At 71.4% G+C, this 12,307-nt stretch carries 8 protein-coding genes and 1 riboswitch; of the genes, 7 read left to right on the top strand and 1 reads right to left on the bottom strand.

All coding sequences use genetic code 11. The annotated features are described in order from the left end of the window. Nucleotides 1-29: 29 nt before the first annotated feature. The 6 genes from J4H86_RS09325 to J4H86_RS09350 all read left to right on the top strand — a co-directional run bounded on the left by J4H86_RS09325 (nt 30) and on the right by J4H86_RS09350 (nt 10,688). A complete protein-coding gene (locus J4H86_RS09325) occupies nt 30-1,058 on the top strand; it encodes an AAA family ATPase (RefSeq protein ID WP_236543111.1) in 1,029 nt (342 codons plus the stop codon). Then, the gene (locus J4H86_RS09330; protein WP_236543112.1) at nt 1,058-2,185 is read left to right on the top strand and encodes a DUF58 domain-containing protein; all 1,128 of its coding nucleotides are present in this window, start codon (nt 1,058-1,060) and stop codon (nt 2,183-2,185) included. Before J4H86_RS09325 ends, J4H86_RS09330 begins: the two co-directional genes overlap by 1 nt. Then, entirely contained in the window at nt 2,173-4,485 is a 2,313-nt protein-coding gene (locus J4H86_RS09335) for a DUF3488 and transglutaminase-like domain-containing protein (protein ID WP_236543113.1), read from the top strand. Before J4H86_RS09330 ends, J4H86_RS09335 begins: the two co-directional genes overlap by 13 nt. After that, a complete protein-coding gene (locus tag J4H86_RS09340) occupies nt 4,482-8,894 on the top strand; it encodes a protein kinase domain-containing protein (protein ID WP_236543114.1) in 4,413 nt (1,470 codons plus the stop codon). Before J4H86_RS09335 ends, J4H86_RS09340 begins: the two co-directional genes overlap by 4 nt. Before the next feature lie 311 nt (nt 8,895-9,205). Continuing rightward, nucleotides 9,206-9,859, top strand: coding sequence for a PadR family transcriptional regulator (locus tag J4H86_RS09345; RefSeq protein WP_236543115.1), 654 nt, complete (start codon nt 9,206-9,208; stop codon nt 9,857-9,859). A gap of 172 nt (nt 9,860-10,031) precedes the next feature. Then, nucleotides 10,032-10,688, top strand: coding sequence for a DUF998 domain-containing protein (locus tag J4H86_RS09350; RefSeq protein WP_236543116.1), 657 nt, complete (start codon nt 10,032-10,034; stop codon nt 10,686-10,688). A gap of 59 nt (nt 10,689-10,747) precedes the next feature. Here the strand turns inward: J4H86_RS09350 and J4H86_RS09355 are convergent, their stop codons facing one another. Further along, nucleotides 10,748-11,575 carry an NAD-dependent protein deacetylase gene (locus J4H86_RS09355; RefSeq protein WP_236543961.1) on the bottom strand — a complete coding sequence of 276 codons (828 nt, stop codon included), beginning with the start codon at nt 11,573-11,575 and terminating at the stop codon, nt 10,748-10,750. Between the two features lie 328 nt (nt 11,576-11,903). Next, nucleotides 11,904-11,969: riboswitch (guanidine-III (ykkC-III) riboswitch) on the top strand. A 20-nt stretch (nt 11,970-11,989) separates the two neighbouring features. On the opposite strand from J4H86_RS09355, the gene J4H86_RS09360 reads away from it, so the two are divergent. Then, nucleotides 11,990-12,304, top strand: coding sequence for a DMT family transporter (locus J4H86_RS09360; RefSeq protein ID WP_236543117.1), 315 nt, complete (start codon nt 11,990-11,992; stop codon nt 12,302-12,304). Nucleotides 12,305-12,307 lie beyond the last annotated feature (3 nt).

The following is a 12,307-nucleotide window of genomic DNA, read 5'->3' on the forward strand; positions in this document are numbered from 1 at the left end:
GCGTACATCTCCGGAGACGCACACCCCCGATGACCACCCTCACCTCGTCCGACGACGAATCCCAGACCGACGAGTCCGAAGTACTGACCACCGACGAGTCCGCGCTGCACGCCGACTCCTTTGACGGGATCGCGGACGCGGTCGAGTCCGCCGTGGTCGGCAAGCGATCCGTGGTGCGGCTCGCCCTCGTCGCCATGCTGGCCGGCGGGCATCTCCTGCTGGAGGACGTGCCCGGCGTCGGGAAGACGACCCTCGCCCGGGCCATCGCGAGCTGTGTCCGCGGTGACGTGGGACGCATCCAGTTCACGCCGGATCTGCTGCCCTCCGACGTCACCGGTGTGACGGTGTTCAACCAGGGCACCCGGGAGTTCGACTTCCACCCGGGCCCGGTGTTCTCCAACATCGTGATCGCCGACGAGATCAACCGTGCCTCCCCCAAGACGCAGTCCGCGCTGCTGGAGGTCATGGAGGAGCAGGCGGTGACGGTGGACGGGGTTCGCCACGCCGTCGCGTCGCCGTTCCTCGTCGTCGCCACCCAGAACCCGGTCGAGATGGACGGCACCTACCGGCTGCCCGAGGCCCAGCTCGACCGCTTCCTGATGCGGCTGTCCCTGGGGCACGCCGATCCGACGTCCGAGCTCGCCATCATCCGCGGGAACCGTCTGACCACGCCCGAGGACGTGCCGGCCCGCACCGACCCCGAGGGTATGGACGAGATCGCCGCCGCCTCGCGACGGGTCCACGTTGAGGACTCGCTGTACGAGTACGTGGTCCGGATCGCGACCGCGACCCGGAGCCACCCTGAACTCACCGTCGGCCTGTCGACGCGGGCGACGGTGGCGATGGCGAACGTGATGCGGGTCCAGGCCCTGTCGGTGGGGCGCAGCTTCGTGACCCCTGACGACGTGAAGGATCTGGTGCTCCCGGTGTGGGCCCACCGGCTGATCCTCTCGCCGGAGGCCTCGGTGGGCGGACGCAGCGGGGCGGACATTCTGCAGGAGCTGCTGCGCACCGTGCCCGCTCCCCAGCCTCGGCTCTCCCAGGCGGCGGGTGGCTGATGCCCACGCCACGTGGGTGGCTCGTCGCCGGCGTCGGGTCCACGCTGCTCGTGGTCGGTGTCGTCGCCGGCTACCAGGAGCTGGTCGCCCTGGGTGGATGCGCGCTTCTCGCCGTGGCGCTGGCGGCGTTGTGGGTGGGGCGCCCGGCCAGGGTGCGGGCCCACCGCTCCCCCAGTACCACTCGAACGTCCCCCGACTCGCCGGTCATCGTCCGGCTGCGGACCCGGAATCCCGGCATCCGGGCGGTGCAACTGTGGGAGCGGATCACGGCGCCGTCGGGTGAACAGTGGGTACGACTTCCCCGGCTGGGGAGGGACTCCGCCGAGACGGTGGAGTATCGCCTCAGCGCCGAACGCCGAGGGGTGATCACGCTGGGGCCGGTCCGGGCGGGCCGACGGGACGCCCTGGGGTTGGCCGAGTCCGTCCGTTCCTCCGTGCTGAAGGACCGGGTGTGGGTGCATCCGCCCTATCGCCGACTGCGAGCTATCCCGGCGGGCCGCGTCACCGACCTGGACAGTCTCACCGACGGTGTCCGCGCCGGGAGTCAGGCGTTCCACACCCTGCGGGACTACGTTCCCGGGGACGATCTGCGGCAGGTGCACTGGCGCAGTTCGGCCCGCCTGGACAAGCTCGTGGTGCGGGAACACGTGGACACCGCGCACACTCGCCTGCGGGTGGTCCTGGACGACCGGCGGACGGTCCGGGGGGTCGAGGATCTGGACGAGGCGGCGAGCGTCGCGGCCTCCGTCATCGCCACCGGGCTGCACGCCTCCCTGCACTGTGAGCTGCATCTGGTCAGTGGGCGTGGCCGGGACAGCACCGCCGGTCTGCCGGCCCTGCTGGATCTCCTCGCCGAGGCCGAGCCGCGGGCCGACGCCTCCCTGAACCGGGCGCTTCGGCTGTTGCGCGCGCGGCCCTCCGGGGACACGGCGATGCTGGTGAGCCCGTCCCTCACCGACGCGGAGCTGCGCAGTTTCGGTCAGTTACGCAACGTCTACCACGGGCTGATCGCGGTCGTCGTCGGTTCGGAGGCCCCGGCCGCCACGCCGGCGGGGATCACGTGCATCGCGACCGCCGACGCACGTTCCTTCGCGGAACGATGGGATACCGCGCCATGGCCACGCTGACCGAGGGGTGGACGCGTCTGTTCCCGGGCCGCGACCCGTTCGACGCGCCACGCGGACGGAATCTGCCCTGGCGCACCGTCGCCTTGGTGGTTGGCCTCGTCGGGGTGTCGGCGGCGGGGGGAATCGCTCTCGCCGGAAGCTACGCCCGCCCCATCGCCGTCTACGGCGTGACCGGCAGCGCCGCGGCGGTCAGCGTGCTGGTCACGCTCGCGCTGCGGAGCTGGTGGGGTGCGATGTCGTCGCTCCTGATCGGCCTGCCGCTGCCGGTGCTGTGGGTGATGGTCCTCGCGAACGCGCTGCCCGGGGAGGGGGGCGGGGTTCTCCGGGGGACTCTCCAGGCGCTGGTCGGTTCCGGGGCAAGCATTCTGACGAGCGCCGCACCCACTCCCGCCACGGTCGACACCCTCACCCTGCCGCTGTTGGCGACCTGGCTGACCGGGGCCGCAGCCGCGCTGGCGTGGCGGGCCGGGCGTGGAGCCCTCGCTCCCCTCCCCGGCGTGGTGTTGTTGGCGGGCGCGGCGGTGCTCAACGGTCCGGTGGCGCCGCCGAGTTTCGTGGCCGTCGGGCTCCTCGTCGCCTCCACGGGGTTCCTGCTCGTCGGGAGCCCGCGGGAGCCGGACTCCGAGGACGGGGAACTGCCCGGCTTCTCCGTGCGGGTGCGGGTTCTGCGTCGCGGAGGCAGCTCTGTGGGCAGGCTGGTCGCCACCGCGGTGGTCGTGGTGAGCATGGCCCTCGCGACGGTCGTGGTCGCGCCGATCCTCCTCTCGGCGTGGGACTCGCAGCCCACAGACCCCCGGGAGGCACTGGCACCGCAGATGGACCCCCAGGAGACGCTGAACCCGCTGAGCTACCTGTCCGCGTGGGCGGCGGAACCCAATCAACACCTGATGTCGGTTCAGGCCAGCGAGGACGTAACCCTGCGCTGGGTCACGCTCGGGGAGTTCACCACGACGTGGTTGACGGACGAGGGGTACCGCGTCGCGGACCAGACCCTGCCGGAACCCGTACCACCTCCGCCGCACGCCGAGACGACCAGCGTCGAGATCGCGGTCGGCGACGCCCTGCCCGGACCGTGGGCCCCCGTGGTCGGAGCTCCGCGCACGGTGGGAGTCCCTTCCCCCGGCTACGACCCGATGTCGGGCACCGTGGTGACCCGTGCGGGAGGGATCGCGGGGACGGAGTACGCCGTGACCGGCGACGTGCCGGAGTGGCGCCCCGACGAACTGGAGGGCGCGACGACCCCCGTCGAGGAGGTGTACGACCGGTATCGCCATCTTCCGGCGGGCACCCCCTCCGTCGTCAACGACGTGGTGGCCGACCTGGCATCGGGTGACACCTCGCCCTACCAGCGGGCGAACGCGTTGGCGGAGTACCTGCGGGAGTCGCACACCTTCAACCCGGAGACCGCCGGCGGTCACGGGTACGCGAGTTTGGCCGCCGTCCTCGCCCCGCCTGGTGAAGAGGGCGGCGGGGGCACGTCGGAGCAGTTCGCGAGTGCGTTCGCGGTTCTCGCCCGGGCCGCGGGCCTCCCCAGCCGGGTCGCGGTCGGCTTCGACGGTGCGGCCGACGCCGACGCGGCGGCGGCCGACGAACGCCGCGTCGTCACCGGCGACGCCGTCGCGTGGGGCGAGGTGTACTTCGACGGGGTGGGGTGGGTGCCGTTCTCCGTCACCCCGGGCGCGTACGACACGGAGACCGCCGAGGACCCGGCGAGCGCGTCGGCGCCCGACGAGCCGGACGCCGCCGAGGACGACCCCGCCGAGGAGGAGACCCACGACCTGTCGGCCCCGGTCTCGGAGACCGATTCGCGGTCAGTGCCGCGTTCCTGGCTGATCCTTGGCGGGTTGGCGGGCCTGTTGCTGGCCGGACTGCTGGCGATTCCCCTGTCGCGCCGGATCCGACAGGAGCGTCGACTCCGCTCCGGCCCGGTCACGTCCCGGGTTCTGGGGGCGTGGCATGAGCTGCACGACACACTGCGCCAGTGCGGGGTCCAACCCACCCGTGGGGACACGGTGTTGGACGTCGTGGGCGCGGCGCGTCGCGTCGCGGGCGGACCCGACGCCGACCCGACCACCGCCACGGACCTGCTCTCGCTGGAGCGCGCGGTGAACGTGGTGTCGTTCGGTCCGGAGGCGGGGTCCGTCGAAGCGGAGATCGGGGCGGTCGTCGACGGGACGCGGCGGCAGCTACGCGTCCTGCGACGCACCCGGGGGCGCGTCCGGCGCCTTCTCTGGTGGTTCGACCCGCGTCCGTTGCTGTGGCGGCACGTGAGAACGCGACCGAGGGGATCATCGACATGAGCGACGGCGCCCGTCTCGTTGCCGGGTATCACCGCCTGGAGGTGGTGTACCGGGGGGAGACGTCGACGATCTACCGCGGTCTCCCCGACGGTGGCTCGGACCCGGTGGCGATCAAGGTCCTGCGGGATCCGGCTGGGGTGGACGAGGTCGACCAGCTCACCACCCTGTCCGGAGCACCGGGGATCGTGGCCGCACTCGACAACGGGCAGACGTCGTCGGGGCGCACCTACGTGGTGATGCCGTTCTACGACGGTGACTACGCCGCGCGGCTGGCCCACCATCCCATCCCGCTGACCGAGGTCGTCCTCGCGGCCTGGTCGGTCGCCAACGCCTTGACGGCCATGCACGAGCGGGGGCTACTGCACCACGGTGTGCAACCCAGCAACGTGCTGTACTCGCGGGACACCACCGTCCTCGCCGACTTCGGCTCGACCGCGCCGGTGACGGACACCCCCGAGCCGCCCGGCCCCGACGCCTACGAGGTTCCCCACGCCCCGCCCGAGGCCCTGCGCGGCGATCCCCCGTCCCCCGCCTCGGACGTGTACCGTCTCGCGTCCACCGTGTGGACTCTCCTGGGCGGCCATCTCCCGTACGTCGACGCGGCCGGCACCCGCGTGGACCCCTTCGACTACCGTGACCGGGCGCTCGCCACTCCGCCCCCACGAATCCCGCGCGCCGACGTCCCCCAGACGCTGCGCGACGTCGTACAGCGAGCGATGTCGGTGGAGCCGAGCGACCGGTTCGCCACCGCCACGGACTTCGCGACAGCCCTGATCACCGCCCACCCCGCCGCCTCGGCGTTCCTCGCCCCCATCCCTCGTGCGCCAGAGGCCGGACCGGCAGGCGCGGTCGCGGACCCTCGCCACACCACCCCCATCGCTCCCGGCGGGACCTCGCCGGACGGTGAAGCCAACGGCGGCGACGAAGGCCGCGCCGACTCGCCGTCTTCGGCGCGCGGGGACACCGAGCGGCTCGGCGCTGCCACGGGGGATGACGTCGGCGCCGCGGATCCTCCGGAAGTTGCCCAGGCCGAAGGTGGGGGTGTGCCCGGCTCGGCCGTGTCGTCCGGCGGCGGCTCCCTCCCAGCGAGCCCCGCCCGCGACGACGTTGGCGACTCTGCGGAATCGGCAGCACCCGCCTCCGACCTCACCGACACCGACGATGTCGGAGCCGGTGAGGGGACCGCGAGCCCGCCCCGCGCGTCCGCCACCCCCTTGTCGGACGACGCGCGCGGCGCAAGGGACACGATGGAGGCCACAACCGACCGGCCCGACGCCGGTCCAGCGACGACGCGGAGCACTCCACCGTCGTCACCAGGGGACGACGAGCACACCGGCGACTCCCCACCTGACGTGTCCTCAGTAGCCGAAGGCACTGCCGCGTCTGGGCCATCGACAGGCGGGGCCACCGAACGGCGAGATCCCGACACGACGGACGGAGTGGGCGCCGACGGGGTGGTTTCCCCCGACACCTCCGCCACCTCATCGCCGAACAGTGCCGATGCCCCGGCCACGACCACGCCTCCCGCCGGCGACTCGCCGGACGCGATACCCCCCACGCCTTCCCACGAAGACGCACAGGACGCTGGCGCGGCCCCCACCCACTCGACCGAGGCGGACGCCGACAGCGACCGAGCCGGCGAGGGGACCTCTAACCCGGGCCACGCGTCTATGGACCCCTTGCCGGACGACATACGCGACACAAAGGACAGAGCGGAGGCCACAAGCCACCGGCCCGGCGCCGGTCCGGCGACGGAGAGCACTCCACCGTCCTCACCAGGGGACGACGTGCACACCGGCGAACCCGCAGCCGACACCTCCGCCACCTCGTCACCGACCAATGCCGACGCCCCGGCCACGTCCACGCCTGCCGATGCCGATGACTCGCCGGACGCGGCACCCACCGCCCCTTCCCGGAATGGCTCGACCGAGGAGGATGCCGGCGACGTCGGGGCTCGCGCGGGGGACGCGGTGCAGACCACAGCCGTTCCGCCCGACGCGTCCGCCATAGAGAAAGGCGCCGTCTCCCCAGTGCCGTCGGCGCGCGGCGCCGCCGAACGGAGAGGTCCCGGCACGACGGACGGGGCGGACACCGGCGAGGCGGTTTCCCCCGACGCCGCCGACGCGTCCGCCAGCTCAACGCCGGACGACGCCGACGACTCGTCGGTCGCGAAACCCCTCACCCCTGCCCGGGAAGGCACACAGGACGCCCGACCGAACGAGGCGGACGCCGACCCCCATGGGGACAAGGAGACGAGTTCCCCCTCACCATCCTCTGCTGACGAGGAAGGCACGGGTGGATCCACCCCCGACACGACTCCGGAGCACGCGGCAGCGCAGGAGGCCGAAGGGCCGTCCACTGGCCAACGAGAGACGAGCACCGTGCCGGCCGACGCGTCCGCCAACTCATCGCCGAACGACGTCCACGGTCCGGACACGACCACGCCTCCCGACGGCGGCACCGCACCAACGCACGCCACGCCTGCCGACGTGGGCGACTCCTCGGACGCGACCCCCCTTACCCCTACTCGGGGAGACGCACAGGACACCCGGTCGAGCGAGGCGGCCGCCGGCGACGTCGGAGCTGATGCGGGGGCCAGGTTGGACACCACATCCCCGCCGCCCGACGCGTCGGCCGAAGAAGGCATCACCGTCCCGAGGTCTTCGCCGCGCGAGGAAGCCGAACGGCAAGGTGCGGACACGATGGACGGGGTATCCACCCCGTCCTCACCGGAGGGCGCACAGACCGGGAAGGGGAACACCCCCCAACCACCACCCCCTGCGGACTCCGGCGGGGCGGTATCCCCCGACGCCGCCGACGCGTCCGCCGGCTCCTCGCCGGACGATGTCGGCGGTCCGGCTACGCCCACGCCTACCGACGTGGAGGGCTCGTCAGACACGGAGGAATCCGCCTCCACGTCTTCCGACGCCGACTCCCACCGCGACACGTCTGGGGAGGACACCGGTGAATCCTCCCCAGACGTGTCATCGGGGCTCGCCGCCGATGGCCGGAACGACGGTCCCGCCGTCAGTCGCCCAGGAGCGCACACCGCCCGAGCCAGCTCCGGAGCTCCGGGTGACGCGGGCGCCGTGACGGGCGCTGGCGCCACATCCACCGGCCCATCGTCGAACGGCGGGGACGAATCCTCGACCACGTCGTCCGGCGATGGCTCCGCGTCCGCCGGCTCCACCCCGGGCGATGTGAGTGACGGGAAGAACGCTTCGGGATCCGCCTCCGAACGCCCCGGCTCGGGATCACGGCGCGCGGCCATCCGACGGCGGGGCACCCGTAGGACCGCCAGAGCACGGACCGCGAGCTCCCCCGAAGGGGAGCGAGACGACGACGGGAATTCGCCGAGTGCCAGTCACTCGCCCTCCAACGCCTCGACGGCATCCGGGGACTCGACCTCAGCGGACCCCGAAGCGGACGGCGATCCCGTGAAGGGCCGGTCGAAGGGCGCGAGCACCTCGGCTCATGGCTCCTCCTCGGCTGACACCGAGGAGGAAGACAACGCCCAACGGTCGGACTCGGACTCCGGCGACGCCGACGGTCGCACGCCTCCGTCGAAGGAGGCGATCACCGCGCTGGTCGAACAGTTGCGGCAGGCGACGGACAACGCACGGACGGGGGCTGGCGGGAGCTCGCGGCCGGAAGACGCATGGGCGGCGTTGCCGGGGTGGAGTGGGTCGAGTGCCGCACCGCCCCCCGCGCCGGCCGGCCCGCCGCAACAGGCGCAACCAGGGCCCCCTGAGTCGGCCCCGACGGTTCCGGCGGAGCCCTCAGCGCCACCGCGGATGGAGGCGGGGCCGCCAGTGGGTCATCAACCTGGCCCGTCGGCCCCGGCGCCCGCTCCGCCGCCTCCCCCGGACTACTCCGGGATCGCCGCTCCGGCTCGGCAGCGGCCCGCGTTGATCGCGGTCGCCGTGATCGCGATCGGGTTCCTCGCGGTGACCGCCGCGGCGATCGCCTTCCTGCGGCCCGGTCTCGGCGGTGACCTCATCGCCTCCATTCGGGGCTCGGACGGGGCCGGCGGCGACACTCAGGCCGAGGACGACATGTCCACGCCGTTGGAGCAGGCCCCGGACGCTCCTCCGGCGCCCCCCGCGGAGGGGAACCCCGAGGCGGCTCCCACCGATGTGGAGATCGTGGAGGATCTCGGCCACGAGGTGGTGCTGTCCTGGACGGACAACACCGACGGCTCGGGCTCGCACCACGTCGTTGGTGGTCAGAGCGGGGCGGTCCCGGGGAACCTCGTGGACGCTGATCCCGGTGAGACCGAGGTCCGGGTGAGTGGTCTGAACACCGGCGTGGACTACTGCTTCACCGTCATCTCCGTGCTCAGTGTGGACGACGTGGGCAGCGCGGAGCAGGTCTGCACCACCCGTGAGACCGACGGAGAGCAGGCATAGGCACCACTTGTCGGATTGGTGTGATCGTGGAGCCAGATCCGGGGTGACGCGGCCCGCGTGGCGCCGTCGAGGTTCCCGGCCAGCTTGTCGTGGAGGGCTCCGGCCGCCCGGTTTCGTTTTGAGCTGGTAGTTCGCCCGCTCCACCGTCCACCGTGTTCGCGGCCCAGCGAGACGCCGGTCGACTCGCACCGAACGAGCTCCACCCACCCACCCTCACATCCATAAGCGGCACCCAGCCCCGAGGTCCCAAGTGGCGAACTAGCTAGCCGTCGGCGTATAGTTGTCTACGAATAGTTGCTGCGAGGTGTGTGATGGCCAAACGTCGGGCGATGTCGAACCTGTTGGGGTTGGCACTGCTGTCTTTGCTGATGCCGGGACATCCGATGCACCCCTACCAGATGGCCGCCGCCCTACGCCGGACCGGCAAGTGGGACGACATGGGGGCGAAGACGGGTTCGCTCTACACCGTGGTTCGCAACCTGGAACGACATGGGTTCATCGCGGCGAGCGACAGCTACCGGGAAGGGCGCCGGCCGGAGCGCACGGAGTACACCATCACGCCGGCCGGACTGCGCGAGCTCGAGGACTGGCTGCGTGATCTTGTGGCACACCCGGACCACCCGTACTCCGGTTTCGAGGCCGCGCTGTCGGTGCTCGGCGCGCTCCCCCCGGACCAGGCGGTCGAGCTTCTTCGCGAGCGGTTGCGCGCGTTGGAGGCGGACGTGGAGCGTCGCCGGGAGGCCCTGCGGGAACACCGTGCCGCGGTACAGCGGATCTTCTTGATCGATGCCGAGCTCACGCTGGCGATGCGGGAGGCCGAGTCCGCGTGGGTGCGGGCACTCGTCCACGATCTCGACTCGGGCTCGCTCGAGGGTCTGGACGGCTGGCGCGCGCTGCACGCCAGCGGAACCACCTCGTCCCAGTTCACCGAGCTGCTGTCGGAGGAGGGACCCACCACGACCTGAAAGCCACGCTCTGAACCCCTCGGCGCCGTGGGGCAACACGGCGCCGAGGGCGAGACCTCGCACCCGACCCCGCCGAGGGCGGCATCGACGCACGAAGCGACACGCGCGATTCTATGCCAGTTCCATCCTCGGTGGGCTCGGGTGCAACCCACTCCCACCTGGAGGAACATCCATGACCAAGGATTCTCGTTCTCGCGCGCCCGCGTGGCTCGCGCTCGGAGCCATCGCGGGTCCGCTCCTGTTCACTCTCGGCTGGTTCGTCATCGGCCTCGTCAGTCCCGGATACCCGGTGGGCGGCGACTACATCGCCCCCTACTCCGTCGTCAGCCAACCCATCAGCGGGCTGGGGATGGGGGTCACCGCCCTCGCCATGAATCTGGTGTTCGTGCTGAGCGGACTTCTCCTGGCCGTCGGGATCATCGGTGCGTTCCGGTCGATGACGCCGGTGCACCACCCCGCCCGGCACTGGATCGTCGCTGCCCTGCTCTGTCTCTCCCCCGCTGGCAGTGTCCTGGCGGGGCTGTTCGACCTGGAGCATCCGGTTCCGCACCTCGCGGGGTTCCTGCTGATCACCGCGACCCCGATCGTCAGCTTCGTCGTCGCGGGTCTCTACTTCCGCACTCTTCCGGGCTGGCACCGGTTCGGCGTCCTCCTCCCGATCGGAAGCGTGGCCGCTCTCATCCTGCTGGTGTCGTTCTTCGTGAGCTTTGACCAGGCGACCACCGCCGCCAACGAGGGCGTGGCCGGTCTCACCAGTCGCGCCCTGGGAATCGCCGTCCACACGTGGTTCGTGGTCCTGGGCTGGAAGGCCTGGCGACAGCGCGGCTAGCCACCGTGTCCCGAAAACCAGCGCCCCCGAGCCGGGACGGACGGCCCGGGGGCGCACCCTCATCCCGCGGCGAGTGCGGTGAGTACCGGTGAGCAGCCGGCGTCGATCCTCAGCGTGGCCCAGGGATCCCCTCGGGTCGGTCCCCGGTTGAGCAGCACCACGGGCTTCCCCTGCCGCGCGGCGTACTTCACGAATCGCAGACCCGACCACACCGTGAGCGACGATCCGGCGACCAGGAGCGCGTCGGCGGCGTCGATGGTCGCGTAACACCGCGCCACCCGCGCCTTGGGGACGTTCTCCCCGAAGTAGACGATGTCCGGTTTGAGTATCCCAGCGCAGTCGACGCAGTCAGCGACGCGGAACCCCTCCGTGGACCCCACTGCCGCGTCCGCGTCGGGGGCGATCTCGATCTCGGGCACCGCGGTGGAGAAGTCGGGGTTGAGGGTCCGGAGTCGGTCGGCGAGTTCGGCCCGCCGCGTCACCTGGCGGCAGCTCAGGCAGATGACGCGGTCGTAGCGGCCGTGGAGGTCGATGGTGCGGTGGCTTCCCGCGACCTCGTGCAGCGTGTCGACGTTCTGGGTGATGACTCCGGTGAGCTGGCCCCGTCGTTCCAGCGCGACCAGAGCCCGGTGTCCGGGATTGGGCCGCGCGGCGCGCATGTGGTGCCAGCCGACGTGGTTGCGGGCCCAGTAGTGGCGGCGGAAGCTCGCGTCGCCGACGAACTGCTGATAGGTCATGGGCTGGCGTGGTGGCGAGTCGGGTCCTCGGTAGTCGGGGATCCCGGAGTCGGTGGAGAGTCCGGCACCCGTGAGGACCGCTGTCGGCCCGTCGCCGAGCACGGCGCGGACCTGTGCCGCGAGCTCTCCCACCTCGGTGGATTCCGTCAGGCGCACAGAACCAGGGTACGGTCCATCCCGGGCGCTGTGGTCGCCGTCCCCCACCCCAGGTTTCACCCCCTCCCACCTCAGCCCACACCGTGTCCGATACCCCGGCAGCGGTCCGTAACCATGGCGGCATGCCCACTGAGAGTGATAAGACAATTACGCGACGGCGGCCATCCATGACGCCGCCGTCGCGCCACCCCTTCGCTCCGCGGGTGGCGGGCCCGCATCCGCTTCCCCCGGTACGCCCCCACCCCCATCCCTGGAGGGGCTTCTCACATGAGCACGCCCTGGCGGAGGAATACCGGGGGCGTGGGTTAAGGTTCCTAGTGTGAAGGTCAGGCGAATTGCCTGCCCCGGACGAGGTGCGTCGTACCCGGTCACGACAAGACGACGCGAAGCCCTTCGTCGGAGGTAGCAATGGCTTGGCTTTTTCTTGTCGTGTCCGGACTTTTGGAAACCGTGTGGGCGACCGCGCTGTCGTTCACCAAGGGATTCACCCGGCTCTGGCCCTCTGTGGTCTTCTTCGTATCGCTGGCGCTCAGTATGGGTGGCCTGGCGATGGCGCTGCGCACGATCCCCGTCGGTACCGGATACGCGATCTGGGTGGGGATCGGTGCGATCGGCACCGCAATTGTCGGAATGGTGTGGCTCGGTGAGGGCGTGAGCGTCGCCAAGATCGTGTGTCTCGGGTTGCTCGTGTCCGGCATCGTCGGACTGAAGCTCCTGCACTAGTCG

Source organism: Spiractinospora alimapuensis (genome assembly GCF_018437505.1).
In the GTDB taxonomy this organism is placed as follows: domain Bacteria; phylum Actinomycetota; class Actinomycetes; order Streptosporangiales; family Streptosporangiaceae; genus Spiractinospora; species Spiractinospora alimapuensis.

What these genes read in the sequence shown, in the direction of transcription:
- J4H86_RS09325 (WP_236543111.1), top strand. Translation starts at nt 30, where the DNA reads ATGACCACCCTCACCTCGTCCGACGACGAATCCCAGACCGACGAGTCC.
- J4H86_RS09330 (WP_236543112.1), top strand. Translation starts at nt 1,058, where the DNA reads ATGCCCACGCCACGTGGGTGGCTCGTCGCCGGCGTCGGGTCCACGCTG.
- J4H86_RS09335 (WP_236543113.1), top strand. Translation starts at nt 2,173, where the DNA reads ATGGCCACGCTGACCGAGGGGTGGACGCGTCTGTTCCCGGGCCGCGAC.
- J4H86_RS09340 (WP_236543114.1), top strand. Translation starts at nt 4,482, where the DNA reads ATGAGCGACGGCGCCCGTCTCGTTGCCGGGTATCACCGCCTGGAGGTG.
- J4H86_RS09345 (WP_236543115.1), top strand. Translation starts at nt 9,206, where the DNA reads ATGGCCAAACGTCGGGCGATGTCGAACCTGTTGGGGTTGGCACTGCTG.
- J4H86_RS09350 (WP_236543116.1), top strand. Translation starts at nt 10,032, where the DNA reads ATGACCAAGGATTCTCGTTCTCGCGCGCCCGCGTGGCTCGCGCTCGGA.
- J4H86_RS09360 (WP_236543117.1), top strand. Translation starts at nt 11,990, where the DNA reads ATGGCTTGGCTTTTTCTTGTCGTGTCCGGACTTTTGGAAACCGTGTGG.